Here is a 21,543-nt window from a genome sequence, read left to right as displayed (position 1 = left end):
TCCCATGAACCCGACCGACTATTTCGACCAGTTCGCGCAACGCTACCGGCCTTACAAGGGCGGAAGCTGGTGCTACGAGGACGGTTGCCTCTACCGAGGCCTGCAGCTGTTGTTCGAGGCGACGGGCGAGAAACGTTGGAAGGACCATTTGCACCGGCTCGCCGACCGGCAGATCGCAGCGGACGGCACGCTCTTCGGTTACGACCCTGCAGAATACAACATCGACCACATTCTCGCGGGGCGGTCACTCTTTGCTTTGGCCAGGGATACAGGCGACGCCCGCTATCTCGCGGCGGCAGAACATCTGGCCGGCCAACTCGAAAGCCATCCGCGCATCCCTCAGGGCAACTACTGGCACAAGAAACGCTACCCACACCAGGTCTGGCTGGATGGGCTCTATATGGGCCTGCCGTTTCAAATCGAATATGCGCTGGCCACGGACAGGCCGGCGCTGGTTGCCGATGCGCTTCGGCAGTTTTCGACGGCGCTTTCGCTGACTGCGACACCGGCCGGGCTTTACGTCCACGGTTATGACGACAGTCGGGAGCAGCGGTGGGCTGACCCTGAGCACGGCAAGTCGCCCGCCGTCTGGGCGCGCGCCGTCGGTTGGCTGGCAATGGCGCTGGTCGATGCGCTGGCCCTTCTGCCCAATGACAGTGCCTCCGGTCCGCACCGATTGCTGGTGCGCCAGCTTCTGGATGAACTGATCGCGCGCCAGCAACCGTCCGGTCTCTGGATGCAGGTGCTCGACGCACCGGCCCTCGAAGGCAACTACGAGGAAAGCTCGGCCTCCGCGATGTTTGCCTATGCGCTGCTCCGCGCGGCGCGCCTTGGGCTCGTCGAACCCGATCGCGTGCCGCGGACCAGCGCGGCCGGAGAGCGGGCACTTGATGCGTTGCTCTCCACACGGCTTGTGACCGACCGAGAGGGGGTAACCCGACTGACGACGATCGTCTGCGTGGCCGGTCTCGGCGGTTTCGAGGGCACATACCGGGACGGCACGCCCGGCTACTACCTCACCGAGCGCGTGGTCGCCGACGACCCGAAAGGAGTCGGGCCGCTGATGATGGCGTTTGCCGAGAGCATTAGCAGGGCCGATTGACCAGGCGGAGCGACGATCGCGAGGGCGTCGGCAGCCTGTTCGTGCGGGAACAGGCTGTCGACCGACATCAGATCATTGCGGCCAGGCGCAACGGTGAAACCGAATTGGCGTGGCCGTCGAAGCCTTCGTAGCGGCCGAGCGCTTCGGCATGCGGTGCGAAATGCCCGTAGGCTTCCTGTGATATGGAGGCGATCGACGTGCGCTTCATGAAGTCGAACACGGCAAGCGGAGAGGCGGTCTTTGCAGCGCCTCCCGTGGGCAACACATGGCTCGGTCCCAGGACGAAGTTGGCAATACCGATGGCCGAATGCGGCCCGAGCAGGATTTCTCCCGCATGTCGGATGCGCGGCAGGTACTGCCAGGCGTTTTCGGCGAGCACGGCGAGATGCTCGGCGGCATAGTCGTTGATGAACGCGAAGGCCTCATCCTCGTTCGAAGCAATGACAATGCCGCCTTTGGCGCCGGTCAGCACGGTACGCGAGAAGGCAGAGCGACTGGCGGCCATCCTTGCCCAGTGCTCAGGAATTCGCTGCGCCACCTCGTCGGCGAATTGCGCGTCTGCCGTCACCAGGAAGACCGAGGAGTCGGGGCCGTGCTCGGACTCGACACAGAGATCCATCGCCACCAGGTCCGCCGAAACCGTTGAATCGGAAAAGATAAGCAATTCGCTCGGCCCCGCCGGGCTGCCGGGGTCGATGATCGAGGAGAGGACCTTTTTGGCAGCGACGACCCAAGGGCTCCCTGGACCGACGACTTTGGTGCATTTGGGCACCGTCTGCGTACCGTATGCCACGGCGGCGATGCCCTGTGCGCCGCCACATTTGAACACGGCTTCGACCCCGGCGATTTCGGCGGCGATGAGTGTCGCGGGATCGACGGAACCGTCCGGGCCCGGCGGGGTGATGACGACGACGCTTTCGACGCCTGCGACCTTCGCCGGAATTGCGGTCATCAGCACGGAGCTTGGAAACGAACCCTTGCCGCGGGGGACGTAACAGGCGACCGAATCGATCGGTGTCCAGCGATCGCCGACAATCACACCGCGGTGTGTCTCGTGCAGCGACAGGGTGTCGGGCAATTGCTTTTCGTGGAAATGCCGGATGTTGTCGGCGGCAAAGCGGAGTGTCTCGATCAGTTCCGGATCGACCAGCGAACGTGCTGCGGCGAACTCCTGTGGTGTTGCCCTGATGTCCTTCGGCGACAGGTTTGCCTTGTCCAGCGTCCGGGCGAAATCGGCAAGGGCTTCATCGCCTCTTACGCGTACGTCTTCGATGATCGGAACGACGCGGTCGGTGAAGGCGGTGATGTCGCTCTCGGCGCGCTGCAGCAGGTCGTTGCGCTGGTCCGGCGTCAGGTCTGACAGCCGATACATCGAGATCTTGGAGGTGGACATGACAGGCTCCTTGGAATTTGAGGGTAAGCGCCAGCGCCTCAAGAATCCCTGAGTGGACTTCGCCAGCAATGTCGGTGGGTCAGGGACGCCGGCTTAGCCGCCGGCACCCCTGGTCAGTGGTCGCGCATTTCCGACCGGATGCTGCCGAGGACGTCGGCCTGCAGGGCTGCGAACTCGGCGAGCCGATGCGTTTCCGGGCTTCTCGGGCGCGGGAGGGGCACATCGAAGATCTTCTTGATACGCCCGGGGTTGGAAGCCATCACGAAGATGCGGTCCGACAGGAAGACGGCTTCCTCCACGTCGTGCGTCACGAAGATGACGGTCAATTTCTCACGCTCCCAGACGCTGGTCAGCAACTCCTGCATCTGCACGCGCGTCAGGGCATCCAGGGCCCCGAAGGGCTCGTCCATCAAAAGGAGCTTCGGCTTGTAGGAGAGCGCACGGGCGATCGCCACCCGCTGTTTCATGCCGCCGGAAAGCTGGGCCGGATAGCGGTCGGCGAAGGCTTCGAGGCCGACCAGCTTCAATTGTGCCATCGCCATGTCGCCGGTTTCCGATCTCGGATGGCCGGTCGCCTCGAGCGCGAACTCGACGTTCTTCTTCGCCGTCAGCCATGGCAGCAGCGTGTAGCTCTGGAACACCACTCCGCGGTCGGCGCCAGGTCCGAGAATGTCCGTGCCATCGACCTTCAACTCGCCCTCGTCGTGAGTTTGCAGGCCGGCGATGATGGAGAGCAGCGTGCTCTTGCCGCAACCCGACGCGCCGACGAGCGAGATGAATTCGTTCTCCTGAATGGCCAAGGAGACATTGTCGAGAACTGTCAGGCGTTCCTTCTTGGAGCGGCTGGAGGCAAAGGTTTTCGTGAGGTCACGAATGAGAAGCTTTTCCATCAATGTTTCCCCTCGTAGCGGAACATGCGCTTGCCGAGAAATTTCATGACCTGGTCGCTGATCAGCCCGAGGACGCCGAGCACCACGATGTAGCCGATGGCCGTGTCTGTCTGGAAATAGCGCTGTGCCACGGTGATGCGGTAGCCAAGGCCGCTGTTGGCAGCGACAAGTTCCGCAAGGACGACCCATGTCCAGGCCCAGCCGAGCGATACTCTGAGCGTGTCCCAGATCTGCGGCGCGGCGGAGGGCAGGATGATCCTGGTTACGATCTTGAAGTCACTCAGGCCCACGGTTCTCCCAAATCCGATGAAATCCGGCGGTACGCGCTTGATGTTGTCCATGAACATCAGCGCCTGCTGAAAGAATGTGCCGATCCAGATGATCAGGAATTTCTGGGTGTCGGACGTCCCGGTCCAAAGGATGGTCAGCGGAACGAAGGCGACGACGGGCATGTAGCGAATGAAATCGAGAAACGGTTCGATCGCAGCGTCCCAGAACCTGTAGTTGCCGATGAGCACGCCCACGATGAGTGCCGTGACCGAAGCGGCGATGAAGCCGACACCGATACGGTAGACGCTGCTTGCGACGTCGCCTGCGAGCGTGCCATCTGCGGCAAGGCTCCAGAGCCGGGCGACGATGGCACCTGGCGAGGGGAGGAAGATTGGCCGTATCAGCCCGGCCTCCGCGATGCCCCACCAGAGCGCGAAGAAGATTGCGAACGAACATAGCGAGATGGTCGCATAGGTGGCGGGTGAGATCTCAGCCTGCATGCTGAGAATGGACTTCTTTCTTGGCTTGGCCATGGATAGCCGCGCTCCTGTCGTTTCTACTTGCAGGCAACATTTGCCCAGAGGTTATCGTGGCGATCGGGCGGCTGCACGCCGCTAAACGCGGCAAGCCCGTGGGCTCGCGGCAACCTGTCTTGCGTATCTGAAATTTCGCCCTTCGCCCGGCGAGGAAGCTCTGTCGGCGGAGCCGACAGAGCTTTCGTCATCAGAGCGAGGAAAGGGCTGTCGTATCGATCGCGTCCTTGGCTTCGAAAGACTTGGTGATGAGGCCGAGGTCGGTGCTGGCGACATTGACGGCGGGGAAGGTTTTCGTTGCGAAATCCCCGGTCAGAAGCGCCTTGTTCTCGGCAAGTGTGTAGTAGTGGACGCCTGCAAATGTCGTTCCGAGTTCGCTTGCATCGGAGCCGACGCCCTTGGCGATGATCGCCTGGCATTCCGCCGGGTTCTTGTTGTAGGCGTCTACCGCGTCCCCCCAGCTCTTTACCATGGCGCGGACCTGGCCGGGCCGTCCCTTGAGCGTTTCCTCCGTCACGACGAAGCAGTCGCTGATGAGGCCGGGGCTTTCAGCGGCCGTGTAGAGGAGCGAAAGGCCGGGATCGGCCTTGAGCGCGGCCGAGATATAAGGCTCGTAAGTGACCATGGCATCGGCCGAGCCCGAAAGGACTGCAGCCGCGGCCTGCGCCGCCGGCGTGTTGATTGTGGTGATGTCGTTCAGTGTCAGGCCTGCCTTCTTCAGCGCGTCGGCAATAAGAAGGTGGCTGGTCGAGCCCTGCTCATAGGCAATGGACTTGCCCTTGAGGTCTGCAATGCTGGCGATGCTCTTCGGGCTGACGACGGCATCGGCCGTCGAGCTGAAATCTTCGAGAAGCACGATTTTGTAGTGGGCGCCCTGCTGCAGGTGCTGGAGCACGTTGTGCGTTGCGGCGTTCGTTGCCTGGACTTCGCCGCTGGCAAGGATTGCAAGGTCCGCCGCATCGTCGACATAGGGCACGAACTCGACGCCTTCGAGCCCATTGGCCGTGAAGATGCCTTTCTCCTGGGCCACGTACCACATGCCATAGCCGATCCATGGCTGGATCGACATCTTGAAGACGCCGGGTTCGACGGTAGCGGCGGCAAAGGCCTTCGAAGTGATGACGTAGGGTGCGGCGACGGCGCCGCCCATCAGCATCATGAGGTTGCGTCGGGAGATGTTCATTCTTTCGTTCCCTTTTATGTTGGCTGTTGCTTGAACCCGGCCGGAGCGCCAATTCTCGGGCCGTGCGTGGGGCTATTTGCCGAATCCCGCGGCAAGATTTTTCATGATTTGTCCGACGGCGTTCTGAAGGCCCGGGCCTGGCAGTGCGCCGAGCCAGGCCACCGAACCGGTGCAGAATACCTGGCCGCCTCCCTTGTGACGATAGATCGTCATGTCGGCGCGGCGAAGGGTTTTGCGTTCGACGTCGCCATCGGCGAGCCAGACGTCGGGGCGAACTTGGAAGCTGTCATCGAAACCATCGGCAGTCGCGAGCACTACGAGGTTCGGAGGCGTCTCCTGTGAACGGACCACCGCGTCGACTTCATATCCCGCCGCGCCTCCCAGCACCGTCCCGTCGTCTCCGATCGGCTCGTCGCCAATGCCCTCGAACAGCCAGGCGTAGCGGGGGTCGTGACTGGCTCCATCCGCCGGTAAGGGCGGGAAGCACCGAAGCTCATGATGAGGTGGGTGACGCCCAGATAGGATTGCGGGTTCATGAGGCCACGGTCCTCCCAGGCGCCTCCGGGCTCGCCGGTGATCGACATGTGGGCTTCGCCCGGGCGACCGCTCCAGATGTCGCTCTTTACGCGCCTGAGTTCCATCGCTTCGCCCTCATAGGCGACAACCCAATAGAACCCGTTCCCGCCGAGATAGGCGAGGTTGCCGCCTGCATCGAGGTAATGGCGTATCGCAGCCATCATGGGCGTCGACCAATATTCCGGATGGCTTCCGGTCAGCATTGCCCGGTAGGGCGCAGCCGCGTTCAATCCCTCTTCATGCAGGTCTCTGTCGGTGATGATGTCGATGGCGATGCCTTCTCTCGCGTAGAACTTGAGCAGTTGCAGATCGACGGGCAAAAGATGTGGGCTATTGGAAAGCGGGTAGTGATAGTCGTCGCGAACGGTTGCCTTCGGGCGCCGCGCCGATGTCAGGCTGACGCCGCTCAAGTCGCTGTGCACGTCGTAGAGGCAAAGGAAATCGTTATCGATGGCGAACCGGTGCCCACGATCGGTGCCGTGCCACGGGTACCGAACGGGCGGGAGGCGCTCGTCGGCATAGGCAAGATAGGTCGCGGTTGACACCAGGAAGGCGAGTTTTGCCGCTGGTCGGCTTGGCCTGACAAAAAACGGTAGCCGTTCGACGCCCTGCCGGGTGGAGATCTCGACCGCAAAGATGCCGGAGCGTGCCTCCGCAGGAATCGTCACCGTAAGATCGGCGGTCCAGTCGAAGCCACCGAAATCGTCATCATGGAGATGGATCGCGTCGAACTGCGATGGATCGAGCCTCGGGTCATGGATCTCCGAGGTGAACCGGCGCGAGGCGACGGCGAAGGTCGGCATGTTATGGATAGTCAGGACACGATCGGCGTCTTCGAGGGAGCCGAGTTTATCGATCGGACCGCGGGCCGGAAACTGCCAATGGTGTCCCTTTCCATCGACGAGAAGTCCGATGCGGCCGACACGGGCGTTCAGGGTTTTTTCGTTGTGTGAACCATCGGACCCGATGGCCACGGTGCCTGTGCCTTCGCCGCGCGGCACCACGATACGGGCAAGGGCCTGTCCATCCCCGGCAAAAAGCGTTGCCTCGATCTCGTTGCCGAGGGTGCGGAGGCTGAGTTCGTACCAGCATTCGTTGGAAACCGCCGTAAACGGATGGCTGCCTTTACCCGTGTGAATGCTGAGTGCGCCAGCTTCGTCCAGCCAAACCGAGACATCTGCGAAACGGCAGACGGGCTTTTCACCCTGATTTTGTGTGAAAAGTACCTCGAACCGCAATTCTGCCGCTTGCGAAACCGGCATTGCTGGCAATTCGATCCATGAACCGAGATCGTAATTGCGAACGGCAAAACCGTCACAATGCTTCCGGATCGGCCAAGCCATGACTTCATGATCGTCGCGATCAATGGAGATGATGCGTATCGCCGCCTCGGCATCGACACAAGAGACGTGGACATTCGTTTCTGCGCCGGCTTTCACCGACCACGGCTCGATAAATCCGACGGCGGGCATGGCTGAATGGTTCAGCGTTCGTCTCATGGCGTTACCCCTTGGATGGTTGGCACTTTTAGCCGTGCCTTTTGCGGATTGGGCACGTGGCCGGCTCTTCGACAAAATCAGGACGCTTGAATAGCATCCGGATCTTCTATGAGAGCTTGGCGTCCATAACCCTTCCGTCTATGGTTTTGGACAATAAACTATCCTTGAGAGGGGCATGTATACCCCGGTGGGGGTACAGGGCATGAAAAACTCCCTTCTGAACGCTCTTGCTGCGACGCTCGAAGCCGTCGGCTCGGACGACTTCTATCCGGCGATGTGCGAGTACCTGCGGCAGTGCCTGGAATTCGACAATGTGATCGCCATCGTCTTCGTGGGAACGAATGTCCCGCACGTCGCCTATTCCAAGGCCTACGGCTCCGATGTCTTTCGCTATGTCGCCGAGCAATATCTCTCTGGCGCCTATCTGCTCGACCCAATTTACCACTTCCATCTGAAGCGGGGTGAGGAGGGTCTCTACCGGCTTCTGGATGTCGCGCCCGATCAGTTCCGCAGCAGCCGCTATTACAAATGGTATTACGGTCGGATCGGCATTTCCGACGAGATATCCGTCTTTCTGCCCATCAGCGCCAACGCCACGATCACCATATCGATGGGCAAGGATGGATTGTCGGGCACCTCGTTTTCGCAAAAGGCCGAAGACCATCTGCGGCAGCACCAGCGCGTGATCCTCGCTTTATTGAAGGCGCACTGGGCCGCATTGGATGCGCCGGCGGTGCAGATCGCCCAGGCGACATCGATTACCGAGAGTCTGCGCGATGAGGTGCACCGACATCACAATATCAGCCTCAGTCCTCGGCAGGCAGAGGTTGCCCTGCTCATCCTGCAGGGGCATTCCTCGCCGTCGGTCGCACTACAACTCGGCTTGAGTGCACAAACGGTAAAGGTGTTCCGCAAACAGCTTTACCAGCGATGCGGCATATCCTCTCAAGCCGAACTGTTCTCTTTGATGATGCCGCTTCTTCGACGGGTCAACGCGCCCAGAATCCCGGTGGGTCGCTAGCGCGCTGGTCTGTTCGATGGTGAAGCGCGGTTCGCCCGACTGCGGGTTCGCGGAAACATCCGCTTCTGAATGCAAAAATGTGGAGGTTGTAGCGGCAGGTGGACGACGACTATTGTCTCGCCGTCAGGCCGGAAAAGGAGGGGACAAAGAGTGTCTTACACAGTTGATTTGGACGTCGCGGATGCCGCGTTGTTGATCATGCACTACCAGGCCGACGTCTTTTCGATCCTGGCAAACGATATTCCAGCGGATCTGCTCGACCGTACCAACTCGCTCATTGCGAAATGGCGTAGCACTCAGAACCCCACGATCTTAGCAAACTTCGCCATCGACTATGAGGCGCCCTGCGAAAACAATATGTTGATCAGCAACATCAAGAAGACCGGATTCTTTCGCGACCCCGCGCCTGCAGCCGGGCTTGATGTGGCTGAAGGCGACTGGCGATACGCCTGTCCGCGCGCCAATGTGTTTCATGGCACCACTTTGCACCACGATCTGCAGGCAAAGGGCATCAAGACGCTGATCATGGCCGGGATCGCGAGCAGCGGCGTCCTGTTCTCCAGCGTGGGATGGGCAAGCGATGCAGATTACAAGATCTACATTGCGCGTGATTGCTGTTTTGACCCAGACACAGCAGCGAACGAGGCGCTTTTCCGGACGAGCTTCGCCACGCGGGCGACCATCATCTAGATCGCCGCTCGCTCAAGTCGCGTTCAGTTCGGCCGCCTAGAACCGTACGGTGAGACCCAGGATAGGGCCCTGCTGAACTGCGTCGAACACGAAGCCGTCTTTGCTGTAGTCGACGCCGAGCGCCCGATAACCCGCCTCGGCCGAAATCGTGTCGCTGAACCGGTAGCCAATTGCTGCCGCGACGTCCCAGTCGAGGTCCGCTCCGCCGGCACCGATCAAGCCCCACCCCGTCAGATAGATTTCCGGTGTAAGTGAATAGGTGCCGCGAAAGCCGGCCAGGCCGTCGACCCAGGTCGCGTCATCCTTTCTGGATACGCCGTCGAGAACCCCACCGTGGAAGGAAAACTCACTTTCGACCGACCAGACACGCAAACCGGCCGCAATGTCCACGCGCGCCTGGCTGTCTTCATAGATCGTGTATCCCGCCCCAAGGAACCCAGCAAAAGTCTGGGTCGAGAGGTCGACACTGTTGGCGAGAATGCCTCTGGGCGTCCCGCGTTGACCCGACATCTTCGTGTACATCAGGTCAGTGAAGATGCTGTAGTCCCCATAGCGGGCCTCCCCGATAGCCATTGCTGCAAAATCGAGGTGGTCGAAGATGTCGCTGAAGCTCGCGTTGACATGAGCTTCCGGCAGGCCGAACTGCGCAACGTCTCCCGAAAGTCCGGCTGCCCAGAAATAGGGCGAGAATGCGAAGGTCCAGCCGCTCTCGGTCGTGACCTGCTTGAGCTCAGGCGTCATCGGCGAATAGATGTCCGCGGCCATGGCGCTGCCGGCTAGCAGACAGGTCCCGATGGCTGCCAGAATTGGAATGCGGCAAGTTCTCATGTTTCCCCCAATATGCGTGAGTGCATGCTCAGTTCGAAGGCGTGTCCATGCCTGCCTCCCATTTGCGTCCTTTGAGGGCAGCAGAATCCTCTCACTCTCAGTGATACCTAATATAGAAAAAAAGGAAAGCATAGGTAGTATCGCGTGGGCATCTGTCGATACCGTTGAATGGTGTTTTTCGCGCTGCTCAATGGCCGTGCCGCCCGCGGGATACTGACAAACCGGCAATCCCGCCTTGATGAGACCGTTCAATGCAGTGCTTTTGACCGGCGGGGCTATGGATGCGCAGCGCAACCTAGCCTTGAGGAAGGCCCAGTCGCTGCGCACCGAACCAGGATCGGTTTCCTCGACGATGCAAGCGGGGGGGTATCGATGCGGATGACCGCAGCCCGATGTCGCAGGCTGCGGGTCGTGCGCGGCTTCAATCCGTGGCCTGCTCAGCGAGGTAGTGTTCGTCCGTAACCTTTTCCATCCAGGTGACCGCGACGCCATTCAATGCTTCGGCGACGGCAAAGTGGGTCATCGGTTCGGTGGCGGATGCGCCATGCCAATGCTTCACCAATGGCGGGATCCAGACGACATCGCCGGGACCGATCGCTGTGGCGGACTCACCCGCCTTCTGCACCCAACCGCGGCCGGAGACGATGTAGAGCGTCTGCCCCAGTGGATGCGTGTGCCAGGCCGTTCGCGCGCCAGCCGCAAACGATACCGTTGCGCCCCCGATCCGCGCAGGTGCCTGGCCCTGGTAGTGGCCGGAGATCTCCACCGCTCCCGAAAAGTAGTCGCTCGATCCCGTTGCTGGAGTGGAGTTTGCCCTGATAACCTTGAGGTCCGCCGATGTATTGCCGCTCGCAGCCGCGCGATTGGCGAACACGCGCTCCAGCACGGGAACCGCCGACATCGCCCGCGGCCAGCCGGCATAAAAGCCGAGATGGGTGGCAACCTCGGCGACTTCGGTGCGCGTAAGCCCGTTGTCCATGGCGCGGTTGGCATGAAACGGCAATTGCTCCGGTTGGCCGATGGCGATCAGCGCAGCCATGGTCACGAGGCTGCGGTCCCGGGCGCTCAGGTCCGGACGGGTCCACAGGTCGCCGAACAGCACGCGGTTCGTCAGTTCGGCGAGCGCCGGCGCAGTCGGCCCGACGTTGGCCTGAACCGTATCGCGCCGGGCGGCTTCCGCTTCCGGGTCCAGTTCGAGGCGCGTCGCATCGCTGCCTTCCACCGGTGCGATCTTGCGTTCGTCGAAGATCTTCTTCGTTTCCGTGACGGCCGACATCGCATTTGGCCAGCCGGTATAGAAGGCGAGCTGGGTGATGAGCTCGCCGATCTCCTCGGGCTTCACGCCATTGTCCAGAGCCCGGCCAACGTGATGGCCGATCTGAGCCGTCTTTCCAGTGGCGACAAGGGCGGCGACGGTGATCAGGCTACGGTCGCGCGGAGCGAGATCGGCTCTCGTCCATATGTCCCCGAAGAGGACCTCATCCGTGAAGACGCCGAGGCCGGGTGCGATATTGTAAACGCTCTCGGGTGCGACGCGTGGGCGTCGCTTGTCCTCTGCCTCGGCGCCGGTGGCCGCAAGGGCAGAGATGGCGAGTGTGGCAGCAACCTTTTTCATGAAAACGTCCTTGTTCTGTCAGACCCGCAACAGGGTCTTGATGGCACGGCGTTCGTCCATGGCACGGTAGCCTTCGGCGACGTCGGCAAGCGGTAGTTCGAGATCAAAGACCTTGCCGGGGTTGATGGTCCGGTCGAGGACGAGGTCCATCAGGTCGGGCAGGAAGCGGCGGACAGGGGCGGGGCCTCCAAGAAGGCTCTTCTGGGCAAAGAACAGTTTTTGCCCGTCGAACTGCACTCCATGCGGCACGCCGACAAAACCGATCCTGCCGCCAGGGCGGGCGCAGTTCATCGCTTGCGTCATCGCCTCCTGTGTGCCGACGCATTCAAGCACCGCCTCGGCGCCGACGCCGTCGGTCAGTTCCTTGATGCGGGCAACGCCATCGTCGCCTCTCTCGGATACGATGTCCGTTGCGCCGAACTCGAGGGCGAGATCCTGTCGGGTCTTGTGCCGGCTCATTGCAATGATCCTGGCCGCACCCATGTGCTTGGCGGCAAGAACACCCATGAGGCCGACTGCACCGTCGCCGACGACCACGGCCGTCGAGCCCTCCTGCACGCCGGCGGCGAAGGCTGCGTACCACCCGGTACCGAGAACGTCCGAGGTCGCAAGCAGGCTTGGGATCAGATCGTCGGCGGGGAGTTCGGCCGTGGCGACGAGTGTTCCGTCGGCCAACGGGACGCGCGCCAGCGGTGCCTGTGCCCCGGTCATGAATTCGCGCTGCTCGCATGAGGACTGAAAGCCGAAGCGGCAATGCGGACAGGTGTTGTCCGAAAGGCAGAAGGAGCCGACGACGAACTGGCCTGGCCGCACGGTCCTTACCGCACTGCCGATTTCTTCGACGATGCCGCAATATTCATGGCCCATGGCCAAGGGCGCGGTGACCTCGTTCGCACCGCGATAAGGCCAGAGATCAGAGCCACAGATGCAGGTGGCGGACAGACGGATGATGGCATCGGTCGGCTTGAGGATCTTCGGTTCCGCCACTTCCTCGCAACGGACGTCGCCGGGACCGTAAAGAATGGTTGCGCGCATTGGTGATAATCCTTGTGTCTAAGCGTATGGATCGGGAGTTCTCGGCGCGAGTTCGCCGTACCAGTAGGATGCGGTCACGCCGCCATCGATCAGGAAATCGCTGCCCGTGATGAAGGCGCCTTCCGGTCCCATCAGCGTTGCGGCCAGGTTGGCTATCTCGTCCGGCGTTCCGGCACGGCCAGCCGGTGGCAGGGCGATCATGCGGCGATAACCTTCGCCACGCGGACCGTTCAGTTCGTCCTTGGCAAGGGGGGTGATGACGATGCCGGGGCTGATGGTATTGATCCGCGCGCCGCGCTTTCCCCATCGTACCGCCTCTGCCTTCACGCGCAGGGCATTGCCGCGTTTCGAGATCTGATAGGCGGCCAGCGGATCGACGGTCCGTTCCGCCGCAAGCATGGGCAGGTCGAGCAGTTCGTCGGCTGGCGTGGTCGCCAGCGCCTTGTCCTGATCGGTGGTCAATGCGGGCAGGCGATGACCGGACATCGAGGCGATAACGACGCCCGAACCGCCTGTCGCGATCACGTTGCCGAATTCTTCCAGAACGACGGCCGTGCCGTAGAGGTCCACCTTGAGGATGGTCGCGGGCGATGCCTGCGAAGGGGAGACGCCGGCTGCATGGATGACGCCGGTAACGCTGCCGATCCGCGTGGCAGCTTCGGCCAACGCTCGCACCGAGGCACGCGATGAGATGTCAACGATGCCGGTGCTCACATCGAAACCGGCATCGCTCAAAACCGCCGCGGCAAGATCGGCGTTTTCCCGGCGCAGATCCGCGAGCAACACAGGATTGCCGGCGCTGACACGGCGAGCGATCGCCTGCCCGATCGAACCGGCGCCGATGACGACGACGACGTCTTTCATGTTGGCTCCTTGTGATGCCGCGGGCTTTCGCCCCGTCATCGACAAGTTAGCTCTGGCGATTGAAATCCATTAGATGCTAAGTTCTGCATGAACCCATATTCTGGATTCATGAATGAAACGGGACGAACTCGGCGATCTCATGGCCTTCCTGGCGGTTGCGGAAGAGCGAAGCTTCACGCGCGCCGCAGCGCAGCTCGGCACATCGCAATCCTCTCTGAGCCACACGGTGCGGCGCCTGGAGGAGCGGATGGGCGTGCGGCTCCTGAGGCGCACGACACGCAGCGTCTCGCCGACGGATGCCGGCGAACAACTGCTCGAGACCTTGCGTCCGGCTTTCAGCGACATCCGCAGCCGGATCGACGCCTTGAGCGCCATGCGTCAGCGGCCCGGCGGCACGATCCGCATCACGTCAAGCCGTCATGCGGCCGAGACGATAGTGCTGCCGGCCGTCAAGCGCCTGATGGCCGACTACCCTGAGATCAATGTCGAACTCTCGATCGAGCAGCGACTGGTCGATCTCGTCGCTGAACGGTTCGATGCGGGCGTGCGTTTGGGAGAACGTGTCGAGAAGGACATGATCGCGGTCCGGATCGGACCGGATCTTCGCATGGTCGTTGCCGGCTCGCCGGAGTATTTCAAACACCATCCGAAGCCTCAGACGCCCCACGATCTGATGCACCATGCCTGTTTGAACCTGCGCCTGCCGACGCTCGGCGGTCTTTATGCCTGGGAGTTCGAGAAGGACGGACGACCCTTGAACGTCCGGGTCGACGGCCAGTTCACCTCGAATGACGTTCCCATGATCATCGATGCGGCCTTGAGCGGCCTTGGACTGACATGCCTGCCGGACGATCATCTGGAACCGCTGGTGCGTGCGAAGAAGCTGGTCAAGGTCCTGGAGGAGTGGACGGCGCCATTCCCGGGATACCATCTCTATTATCCGAGCCGCAGGCTCGCATCGCCTGCCTTCGGGCTTCTTGTCGAGGCCCTGCGCTACCGCGAAGAGCGGGTGGCTTGAGGCCCATTGAACCGGTTGTTCGGGCGTGGGGCCTGTTCGCGCCACCCGTGGCCTGCATTCATGCGTTGCCGACCTGTCGGGAATAGGCTGGCACCACTGGAGCGGAAGAATGGCGGCTCCCGCCGGCGGCCTTAGCGGTTATCCGAGGGATGAAGTGGTTTGATCAGCAACACCCAATTTTCCGTGTCGGCCTTCCAGCCTTCCTTCACGCAGGCGCGCGTTGCCACTTCCTCGTAGCCATTCCGCTCGTACAGCCGTCTGGCACCGACATTGTTGTCGGCGACGATGACACTCATCCGCGGGAGCGCCTGATCCTGCGCTATCTGTTCCGCCAGCTTGAGCAGACGTGAACCAAGCCCCTGTCCCCGGTGCTCGGGATAGCAGGCCAACACATTGACATACCAGCTGTCAGGTGCTTGGTTTTCCAATTCTTGAAGCGGCCGGAACAGGACGGGGAAATCATCGGCAATCGGCTCGGGTTCCGAGCCGATTGGGTAGCCCGTCAGGCTGGCTACGGCGCCATCTCCAAAGTCCACGACCACGATCTGGCCCTCGCGCACCCTTTCTGCTTGTCGGTCGCGGCCGACCTCCCAAGGGTCCTGACCGTCTTTTGCAAGTCCTTCCCAGATGTACAGAGGCAAGCCTTGCCCGGCGAAGTTGACAAGATCGGCCAACGCCCTTGCATCGGCCTGGCTGGCAACGCGGAGCGGCGGCTCAAGCTGTATCATTGGAAACCTCCGGAATGGACTGGCGGAGAACTATCATAAGCGGTTTTAGGTTCGTCAGGGAGGGGGTGTCACCGAACCGCGTGGATCGGCTATGCCAGCCCGCAAGCGGGACCTTTGGCGCGCCGATCGGCCAAGCAGCAATCGCGGGCCACCGGGTCGGCAACTCCGAAAGCGTCGGCGATGGCGGTGTGAATCGGGGTTCGCTTACCCGGCGCCTTGGGAAACACTTGGGAACCAGATGCCCTCGGCGCCACGCCATCCGGCAGCCGGAATGTCGCACCTTCGATCAAACTCGCCGACAGGCGCCTGGCGTACACAATTTTCGGCGGTTCGGAATTTGTGGCCCGCAATCCGTGCGGTGTTCGCTTCCGCATGGGCGATCGCGCATGTGGAGAAGGTCAGCACCGTCAGGACGCACAGGGTAGTCTTCGACATGCTGCGACCCTCCGTTGTTTTAGTAGATGCTTAATCTACATCAGATGGAGGAAGCGGGCCTATAGTCATTCCGAACTAATACCGAGGGATCATGCCCCTGCCGAGTGCGGACCATGTAATGTCCGTCGGAAATGCTTGCAGAATTCATGCTCCGGAATTCAGCGAAATCTCTGCCTGGGAGAACCGGACCGAGATGATCATGCCCATCCCGGGAATAGAGGCACATGTGCTGATATTGGCACAATACTCCCGGGCCATTGCAGGTCCGGGAGCTACTGGCTTGTGCGCCAGGCTGTGATGCTCTCAGGCCACTTCGAGCTGAGAGTCTTTCGAGCCTTCCGCGATCGACGGCGCAGAAGGCTTCCATTGCAGGTGGGAAGCATTGAGGCGGCGCGCCACGATGTCGTGGTTGAGCCACTGGGTGGGGCCGGAAGGTTCCGAAGACTCGCCGAAAATGAGCTGCCCCGTGGCTTCTACGACGAGCGCACTGAGGAGATCGCTGATCATAACCTTGCCGTCGCGATGCATCTGCGTGATTTCGTTGGACGTGCCGATCGTCAGATCGGACTGTGCCTGGCTGTTTGCCATCGGCCACGCGGAGAAGTCGTAGAACGGACGCATGACCTCGTTAGCCTGCATGTCGGTGATCTTCTGGAACACGTCCTTCATCGTGAAACCGTCTGCCAGAAGCTGTTCGCAGGCCTGCCACTGGTGCTCTGCCCATTGGCCGCCGTTCTCCTTCTTCAAGGCAAGCAGCAGCGGTATCAGGGGAAGTTCGATACCTGTGAAAACGTCGGAGGAATTGGTCCGGATTTCGGGGCAGTTGTAGACGGTTGCCTTGATGCCCGCTGCCCAGGCGTCCTGCGCGAAGCCTTCGAGCCGCATCTTGGCATAACCTTGCGTGTAGTTCGTATAGGTCTGCCAGCGATAGCTTCCGCCGATCAGCACGGCCGTTCCATGGTACCCGTAGGCCGTATAGCGGACCTGGCCGCCCGATGCCTCTACGCGTTCCCGGATCGCCGCGCTGGATTCGATGAGGTGCCGGAAGGTGATCGCGGAGACTTCGTCGAAATTCTGCAGGATGAGCTTGCCCATATCGCTGTCGAGCAGGGCCTGCGACGACATGTGGCGGGCGCCACGGCCCTTGTAGATCCGGTTGGCAATGACCAGGAAGACCTTCGCCTTCGGGATGCCTCCGGCCATCGTATGCGCGAAAAAGACGTTGCGGCCGGCGGCGATCATTCCATCGAGAACGGCCATGACCTGCTTGAGCGAATTCGTGAACCGCTGGGTGGCGATGTCCCGGCACTGCTTGATGTAGTCCCAGTCGAGCTTGTCGTCCTGCCAGCTCTCCAGCGTCATGTCCGCGAGAAGGTCGGTCGGCGTTGGGCCGCCGGCCGGAGCGTCGAGATCGAAGCCGGCCATCACAGGGATATTGATGATCTTGCCGCCCAGTCGCTCTTCGGCGGCGGCGAGTTCCTCGGTGTCCAGCGGCCGCAGCGCGTTGTTCTCGTCGCGCCGTCCGACCGTGATCCCCACGATTTCCATGCCAGCCCGGCGGGCTTCGTCAAGCAGGCCAGTCGCGTATCCGCGACCGAACAATTCGCCGAAGAGGACGAAAACATCTCCTTTGCGAAAGACGCTGTTCTCGGCAAGTCGGTTCAATGCGATCGGGTTTTCCATACTTTCAGCTCTTTGGTCCGTTAGTCGCCGAGCGATGACTCAGACGAATTTTGATCGTCACATGACCACACTGGCCCAGAATAGGAAGTCATATTACGTGACCGTTCATTTCAAAACGTGAAGACCCGCAGGGATTTCCCGTTAAGTGGCGGGGACAAAAGAGCGTTTGCCGGACGGTTGAGATGGGCGTGCCGATGCCGAAATCGCTCGGAGGAGCCGACCTGGTGACCAATGGTGTTGCGTTTCCCGATGCCGAATCGGTCCAGGCTTGCCGAAGGATGCCTCTCAGGATCGTCTCGGTGACCATGGCTGCTGCGTGGGGGCTCCCTCTGGCCACGGAACACCCTCGGGGTCTGACAGACGTGTAGACATTCGAGCCGATTGCACGCTAGACGGGGACGATTAGATGTGCCGACGACAGCAATGGGCATTCAGCGGTGAGAACGCGTGGCAGCCACGATCAAGGATATTGCTAGAAGAGCCGGGGTCTCGACTGCGACGGTGTCGAAGGTCCTGAACCGGAAGGATTCGGTGATCGGGGATGAGACGCGCCAGAAGGTTCTGTCGCTTGCCCGTGAGTTGAATTACACGCCGAATTCGCTGGCGCGTTCGCTTGTCACGAGAAAATCTCATGTCATCGGCATCATCGTTCCCGATATCCTCAATCCCTATTTCACCGAACTCGTAAGGGCGTGCGACGATGCGGCCCGGCTGCGCGGTTATACGACGCTCGTCTGCAATTCAGAGGGGATACCGGAGATCGAGACGGCGCACCTGACCTCCTTCGGGGGGCATCGCGTGGATGGCATATTGCTGGCGGCGAGTGACGTCGTTCCCGACACGGAGCTTCTCGATGCTCTGCGAATACCCATCGTCTGTATGGATCGGGAGATCGGCGCGGTGGCGCAACTCGTCGCGACCGTCGATACGGACTACCGAAGCGGCGCCTACCAGGCGACGCGCCATTTGATCGGCAAGGGACACACCCGTATCGCCTTTCTGAGCGGCGCACCGCATCGGTCGAATACCCAGATCCGTCTTTCGGGCTACACGGATGCACTGACCGAAGCAGGCATTCCCTTCGATCCGGACCTGATACGGTGCAAGGAATTCCAGCACCGGTTCGGTCATGAGGCGACACTGGACCTCCTCGACCGCACGGATTTTTCGGCAATCTGCTGCATGAATGACATGCTGGCGATCGGCGCGATGGTGGCCTTGCGGGAGCGCGGCCGGCGTGTGCCGGAAGACTGTGCCGTGATCGGCTTCGATAATATCTACCTCTCCCCTCTGCTGGAGCATCCACTTTCCACTGTGGATCGGCGCATTGCCCATTCGGGACGCGTGGCGACGAATGCCCTGATCGATTTCCTCGAGGACGCGGATCGCAGGGGCACTGCCATCACGATCATGCCGACGGTCGTCAGCCGCACGACGACCTAACTGGAATGCGATGGCGACGCTGCCATCGTGCGCGTTTTGTCTCACGCCAAGCCGCTCTACCGATCTCCTGGCGGTTCTCGCGAGCGTGAAATCGCGCTGCCTCTTTTTGTCTGAGACAACGTTTTTTAGCGACCTCTGTGATGAGGCTTGACGTGGCAGTTTTCGACAAGGTACACGTTTACCTGCGCTTAGGTACACGTTTAACTAACGCGAAATCGACGGAATTCCGATTGACAGCGGAACGTCATGTCGTCATTTGTATAGACATTAAAGATCAGTTGGCCGGCGCCGCGTGTTCCGGCACCCAGGGAGGGGAATGACAATGCGGAAACTATTTTTAACGACGGTTGCTTTGGCGGCGATGAGTGCCGGGGCGGCAGCGGCCGACTTCAACCCGGCGATCGTCTATGGAACGAGCGGCAAGTTTGACAAGTCGTTCAACGAGATGGCCTATACTGGCGCGGAGAAGTTCAAGGCGGATACCGGATCCGGCTATCGCGATTTCGAGGCGCAGGCTGACTCGCAGGCCGAGCAGGGCATCCGCAACTTCGCAAGCCGCGGATTTAGCCCCGTCATCGTCACCAATTTCGGCTACAAGGATCAGCTGGCCAAGGTTGCCAAGGAATTTCCCGCCATCGACTTCGTGATGCTCGATGACGTGGTCGATCTTCCCAACGTACGGTCTGTCACCTTCAAGGAAGAGCAAGGCTCCTACGTGGTTGGTCTGATCGCCGCGCTCACCTCGAAGAGCAAGGCCGTCGGCTTCATCGGCGGCATGGATATCCCGATCATCCGCAAGTTCGGCTGCGGTTATGCACAGGGCGCGGCAGCTGGCGGTGCTACGAACATCATCCGTAACATGACGGGCACGACGAATTCCGCATTCAACGATCCGGTCAAGGGCGGTGAGATTGCCGCATCCCAGATGGGGCAGGGAGCTGACGTGATCTTCGCCGCAGCCGGCGGCACGGGCATCGGCGTTCTGCAGAAAGTCGCCGATACCGGGAAGTTCGCGATCGGCGTCGATTCCAACCAGAACTACATGCATCCGGGCGTGATGCTGACCTCCATGGTCAAGCGCGTCGACGTCGCCGTCTACAATGCGCTCAAGGATGCCAAGGAAGGCCATTTCACTGGCGGCGTCCAGTCGCTGGGCCTGGCCGAAAACGGCGTCGACTGGGCGCTCGATGAGAACAATCGCAAACTGATCAGCCCGGAGGTCGAGGCGGCCGCCGCGAAGGCGAAGGAAGACATCGCCGCAGGCACCCTCAAGGTCCACGACTACATGTCCGACGACAAGTGCCCTCTCTAAGTGACGGTGGGGCGAGTGCGTGAGCGCTCGCCCAGTCCAAGCCTTGCCTGGAGGAGGCTCATGAAAGCGGAAAACAGCTCCCCGAAAAACGTGCTGGAGCTTGCCGGCATCAACAAGAGCTTTGGCTCGGTGGTTGCGAACAAGGACGTGAATCTCGCGGTCAAGGCCGGCAGCATTCACGGCATCGTGGGCGAGAACGGTGCCGGAAAGTCGACCCTGATGTCCATTCTCTATGGTTTCTATCAGGCCGATTCCGGTGCGATACGCATCGACGGCAAAGAGGTTGGGATCGCAGACAGCCGGGCGGCGATCGCCCACGGCATCGGCATGGTCCACCAGCATTTCAAGCTGGTCGAGAACTTCACTGTCCTGGAGAACATCATTCTTGGGGCAGAGGACGGCGCGTTCTTGCCCTGCAGCAGGCGCAAGGCGCGTCTCGAACTGCAGCGCCTTGCCAGGGAATACGAGCTGCAGGTCGATCTGGAAGCGATCACGGAAGACCTGCCGGTCGGCGTCCAGCAGCGCGTGGAGATCCTCAAGGCGCTTTATCGCCAAGCGCGGATCCTCATCCTCGACGAGCCGACGGGCGTTCTGACGCCGAGCGAGGCCGACCACCTGTTCCGCATTCTCCGTCGCCTTCGCGACGAAGGAAAGAGCGTCATCCTCATCACGCACAAGCTGCGCGAAATCATGGATGCGACGGATACGGTGTCGGTCATGCGGTGCGGAGAGCTGATCGCCACCGCCCCGACGTCGTCTATGACGAAGGAGAGCCTTGCCGAGCTCATGGTCGGCCGACGGGTGCTTCTGCGCGTCGACAAGTCGCCAGCGACGCCAGGGGAGGTCGTCTTCGACGTGAGGAGCTTGAACGTCCGCGACCAGCGCGGCGTGCGCATGGTCAAGGACGTTTCCCTTTCGGTTCGTGCGGGGGAAATCGTCGGCATCGCCGGCGTGGCGGGCAACGGCCAGACAGAGCTTCTCGAAGCGCTGGCGGGAAACTGCGTGCCGGAATCGGGCACTGTTCTCCTCAACGGTGCGGAGATTGCGTCAGACCCATTCAAACGCCGGGCGGCAGGGGTTGCCCATGTGCCCGAGGACAGGCACGCAATCGGCCTTATCCTGTCGTTCCCGCTGCGCGAAAACGCGAGCCTCGGCTATCACCGGCGTCCGGAATTCGGAACGAGCCCGATGCTGAAGCGGTCGCAGCTCCAGCAAAATGCGCAGGATTACATTTCCGACTACGACATCCGCCCGCCCAATCCCGATCTTCGCACATCGCTTTTTTCGGGCGGGAACCAGCAGAAGATCGTGCTGGCGCGCGAGATCGAGCACGACCCCGCAATGCTGCTGGTCGGCCAGCCGACGCGCGGGGAGATCGCCAATGGCGATCTCGGATGCGCCGAGCGTTCGCGCAAGCGCGCCCCG

Annotated in this window: 20 protein-coding genes; 7 read left to right on the top strand and 13 right to left on the bottom strand. The window is 61.3% G+C overall.

The window, feature by feature from the left end; translation table 11 throughout:
* Positions 1-4 precede the first annotated feature (4 nt).
* Positions 5-1,102 carry a glycoside hydrolase family 88 protein gene (locus tag I8N66_RS21700; RefSeq protein ID WP_291157501.1) on the top strand — a complete coding sequence of 366 codons (1,098 nt, stop codon included), beginning with the start codon at positions 5-7 and terminating at the stop codon, positions 1,100-1,102.
* A gap of 67 nt (positions 1,103-1,169) precedes the next feature.
* On the opposite strand, the gene hisD is transcribed toward I8N66_RS21700, so the two are convergent.
* From hisD to I8N66_RS21670, 6 genes are all read right to left on the bottom strand, one after another.
* Positions 1,170-2,495 carry a histidinol dehydrogenase gene (gene hisD, locus I8N66_RS21695; RefSeq protein ID WP_291157499.1) on the bottom strand — a complete coding sequence of 442 codons (1,326 nt, stop codon included), beginning with the start codon at positions 2,493-2,495 and terminating at the stop codon, positions 1,170-1,172.
* Between the two features lie 113 nt (positions 2,496-2,608).
* Positions 2,609-3,385 (bottom strand): ABC transporter ATP-binding protein, encoded by a 777-nt coding sequence (locus I8N66_RS21690; RefSeq protein ID WP_275027542.1) that lies wholly within the window; start codon positions 3,383-3,385, stop codon positions 2,609-2,611.
* Positions 3,385-4,188 carry an ABC transporter permease gene (locus tag I8N66_RS21685; protein WP_291157495.1) on the bottom strand — a complete coding sequence of 268 codons (804 nt, stop codon included), beginning with the start codon at positions 4,186-4,188 and terminating at the stop codon, positions 3,385-3,387. Before I8N66_RS21685 ends, I8N66_RS21690 begins: the two co-directional genes overlap by 1 nt.
* A 190-nt stretch (positions 4,189-4,378) precedes the next feature.
* On the bottom strand, positions 4,379-5,371 hold the full coding sequence (locus tag I8N66_RS21680) for an ABC transporter substrate-binding protein (RefSeq protein WP_113538165.1): 993 nt from the start codon (positions 5,369-5,371) through the stop codon (positions 4,379-4,381).
* A gap of 72 nt (positions 5,372-5,443) precedes the next feature.
* Positions 5,444-5,776, bottom strand: a complete 333-nt coding sequence (locus I8N66_RS21675; RefSeq protein ID WP_365887653.1) for a N,N-dimethylformamidase beta subunit family domain-containing protein — start codon at positions 5,774-5,776, stop codon at positions 5,444-5,446.
* Entirely contained in the window at positions 5,686-7,446 is a 1,761-nt protein-coding gene (locus tag I8N66_RS21670) for a N,N-dimethylformamidase beta subunit family domain-containing protein (protein ID WP_291157491.1), read from the bottom strand. The genes I8N66_RS21675 and I8N66_RS21670 overlap by 91 nt, the downstream gene beginning before the upstream one ends.
* Positions 7,447-7,621: 175 nt before the next feature.
* On the opposite strand from I8N66_RS21670, the gene I8N66_RS21665 reads away from it, so the two are divergent.
* Both I8N66_RS21665 and I8N66_RS21660 read left to right on the top strand, forming a co-directional pair.
* Positions 7,622-8,467, top strand: a complete 846-nt coding sequence (locus I8N66_RS21665; protein ID WP_291157489.1) for a helix-turn-helix transcriptional regulator — start codon at positions 7,622-7,624, stop codon at positions 8,465-8,467.
* 150 nt (positions 8,468-8,617) lie between these two features.
* Positions 8,618-9,157 carry an isochorismatase family protein gene (locus I8N66_RS21660; RefSeq protein ID WP_291157487.1) on the top strand — a complete coding sequence of 180 codons (540 nt, stop codon included), beginning with the start codon at positions 8,618-8,620 and terminating at the stop codon, positions 9,155-9,157.
* Between the two features lie 36 nt (positions 9,158-9,193).
* Here the strand turns inward: I8N66_RS21660 and I8N66_RS21655 are convergent, their stop codons facing one another.
* The 4 genes from I8N66_RS21655 to I8N66_RS21640 all read right to left on the bottom strand — a co-directional run bounded on the left by I8N66_RS21655 (position 9,194) and on the right by I8N66_RS21640 (position 13,499).
* On the bottom strand, positions 9,194-9,985 hold the full coding sequence (locus tag I8N66_RS21655) for a hypothetical protein (RefSeq protein ID WP_291157485.1): 792 nt from the start codon (positions 9,983-9,985) through the stop codon (positions 9,194-9,196).
* Positions 9,986-10,406: 421 nt separating this feature from the next.
* Positions 10,407-11,600, bottom strand: coding sequence for a carboxymuconolactone decarboxylase family protein (locus tag I8N66_RS21650; protein WP_291157483.1), 1,194 nt, complete (start codon positions 11,598-11,600; stop codon positions 10,407-10,409).
* A gap of 18 nt (positions 11,601-11,618) precedes the next feature.
* Positions 11,619-12,635, bottom strand: coding sequence for a zinc-dependent alcohol dehydrogenase family protein (locus tag I8N66_RS21645; protein ID WP_291157481.1), 1,017 nt, complete (start codon positions 12,633-12,635; stop codon positions 11,619-11,621).
* An 18-nt stretch (positions 12,636-12,653) separates the two neighbouring features.
* Complete coding sequence (locus I8N66_RS21640) at positions 12,654-13,499, bottom strand: SDR family oxidoreductase (RefSeq protein ID WP_291157479.1); 846 nt, start codon at positions 13,497-13,499, stop codon at positions 12,654-12,656.
* A 112-nt stretch (positions 13,500-13,611) separates the two neighbouring features.
* Here I8N66_RS21640 and I8N66_RS21635 point away from each other — a divergent pair, with 112 nt between their 5' ends.
* On the top strand, positions 13,612-14,517 hold the full coding sequence (locus I8N66_RS21635; protein ID WP_291157477.1) for a LysR family transcriptional regulator: 906 nt from the start codon (positions 13,612-13,614) through the stop codon (positions 14,515-14,517).
* 131 nt (positions 14,518-14,648) lie between these two features.
* On the opposite strand, the gene I8N66_RS21630 is transcribed toward I8N66_RS21635, so the two are convergent.
* The 3 genes from I8N66_RS21630 to I8N66_RS21620 form a co-directional block, all read right to left on the bottom strand.
* Complete coding sequence (locus tag I8N66_RS21630) at positions 14,649-15,245, bottom strand: GNAT family N-acetyltransferase (protein ID WP_291157474.1); 597 nt, start codon at positions 15,243-15,245, stop codon at positions 14,649-14,651.
* A gap of 204 nt (positions 15,246-15,449) precedes the next feature.
* Positions 15,450-15,680: a hypothetical protein gene (locus I8N66_RS21625; RefSeq protein ID WP_291157472.1), complete on the bottom strand. Its 231-nt coding sequence runs from the start codon at positions 15,678-15,680 to the stop codon at positions 15,450-15,452.
* Positions 15,681-15,983: 303 nt separating this feature from the next.
* On the bottom strand, positions 15,984-17,363 hold the full coding sequence (locus tag I8N66_RS21620; protein WP_291157470.1) for a hypothetical protein: 1,380 nt from the start codon (positions 17,361-17,363) through the stop codon (positions 15,984-15,986).
* Positions 17,364-17,810: 447 nt separating this feature from the next.
* On the opposite strand from I8N66_RS21620, the gene I8N66_RS21615 reads away from it, so the two are divergent.
* The 3 genes from I8N66_RS21615 to I8N66_RS21605 form a co-directional block, all read left to right on the top strand.
* Positions 17,811-18,806, top strand: a complete 996-nt coding sequence (locus tag I8N66_RS21615; protein WP_291157468.1) for a LacI family DNA-binding transcriptional regulator — start codon at positions 17,811-17,813, stop codon at positions 18,804-18,806.
* A 322-nt stretch (positions 18,807-19,128) separates the two neighbouring features.
* A complete protein-coding gene (locus I8N66_RS21610) occupies positions 19,129-20,118 on the top strand; it encodes a BMP family ABC transporter substrate-binding protein (protein WP_291157466.1) in 990 nt (329 codons plus the stop codon).
* 60 nt (positions 20,119-20,178) lie between these two features.
* Positions 20,179-21,543, top strand: a 1,365-nt coding sequence (locus tag I8N66_RS21605; RefSeq protein ID WP_291157464.1) for an ABC transporter ATP-binding protein, incomplete at its 3' end; no start/stop codon positions are given.

The organism is Ensifer sp. SSB1 (assembly GCF_016652895.1).
Lineage (GTDB): Bacteria > Pseudomonadota > Alphaproteobacteria > Rhizobiales > Rhizobiaceae > Ensifer.
Note: the sequence above shows the minus strand (reverse complement) of the source record. Positions and strands in the feature narration are given on the sequence as shown.

Excerpts from the sequence above, each read along its gene's own strand:
- I8N66_RS21630 (WP_291157474.1), bottom strand. The coding sequence starts at position 15,245 with ATGATACAGCTTGAGCCGCCGCTCCGCGTTGCCAGCCAGGCCGATGCA.
- I8N66_RS21670 (WP_291157491.1), bottom strand. The coding sequence starts at position 7,446 with ATGAGACGAACGCTGAACCATTCAGCCATGCCCGCCGTCGGATTTATC.
- I8N66_RS21640 (WP_291157479.1), bottom strand. The coding sequence starts at position 13,499 with ATGAAAGACGTCGTCGTCGTCATCGGCGCCGGTTCGATCGGGCAGGCG.
- I8N66_RS21610 (WP_291157466.1), top strand. The coding sequence starts at position 19,129 with ATGCGGAAACTATTTTTAACGACGGTTGCTTTGGCGGCGATGAGTGCC.
- I8N66_RS21655 (WP_291157485.1), bottom strand. The coding sequence starts at position 9,985 with ATGAGAACTTGCCGCATTCCAATTCTGGCAGCCATCGGGACCTGTCTG.
- I8N66_RS21625 (WP_291157472.1), bottom strand. The coding sequence starts at position 15,680 with ATGTCGAAGACTACCCTGTGCGTCCTGACGGTGCTGACCTTCTCCACA.
- I8N66_RS21645 (WP_291157481.1), bottom strand. The coding sequence starts at position 12,635 with ATGCGCGCAACCATTCTTTACGGTCCCGGCGACGTCCGTTGCGAGGAA.
- I8N66_RS21635 (WP_291157477.1), top strand. The coding sequence starts at position 13,612 with ATGAAACGGGACGAACTCGGCGATCTCATGGCCTTCCTGGCGGTTGCG.
- I8N66_RS21665 (WP_291157489.1), top strand. The coding sequence starts at position 7,622 with ATGTATACCCCGGTGGGGGTACAGGGCATGAAAAACTCCCTTCTGAAC.
- I8N66_RS21620 (WP_291157470.1), bottom strand. The coding sequence starts at position 17,363 with ATGGAAAACCCGATCGCATTGAACCGACTTGCCGAGAACAGCGTCTTT.
- hisD (WP_291157499.1), bottom strand. The coding sequence starts at position 2,495 with ATGTCCACCTCCAAGATCTCGATGTATCGGCTGTCAGACCTGACGCCG.
- I8N66_RS21700 (WP_291157501.1), top strand. The coding sequence starts at position 5 with ATGAACCCGACCGACTATTTCGACCAGTTCGCGCAACGCTACCGGCCT.
- I8N66_RS21690 (WP_275027542.1), bottom strand. The coding sequence starts at position 3,385 with ATGGAAAAGCTTCTCATTCGTGACCTCACGAAAACCTTTGCCTCCAGC.
- I8N66_RS21685 (WP_291157495.1), bottom strand. The coding sequence starts at position 4,188 with ATGGCCAAGCCAAGAAAGAAGTCCATTCTCAGCATGCAGGCTGAGATC.
- I8N66_RS21650 (WP_291157483.1), bottom strand. The coding sequence starts at position 11,600 with ATGAAAAAGGTTGCTGCCACACTCGCCATCTCTGCCCTTGCGGCCACC.
- I8N66_RS21680 (WP_113538165.1), bottom strand. The coding sequence starts at position 5,371 with ATGAACATCTCCCGACGCAACCTCATGATGCTGATGGGCGGCGCCGTC.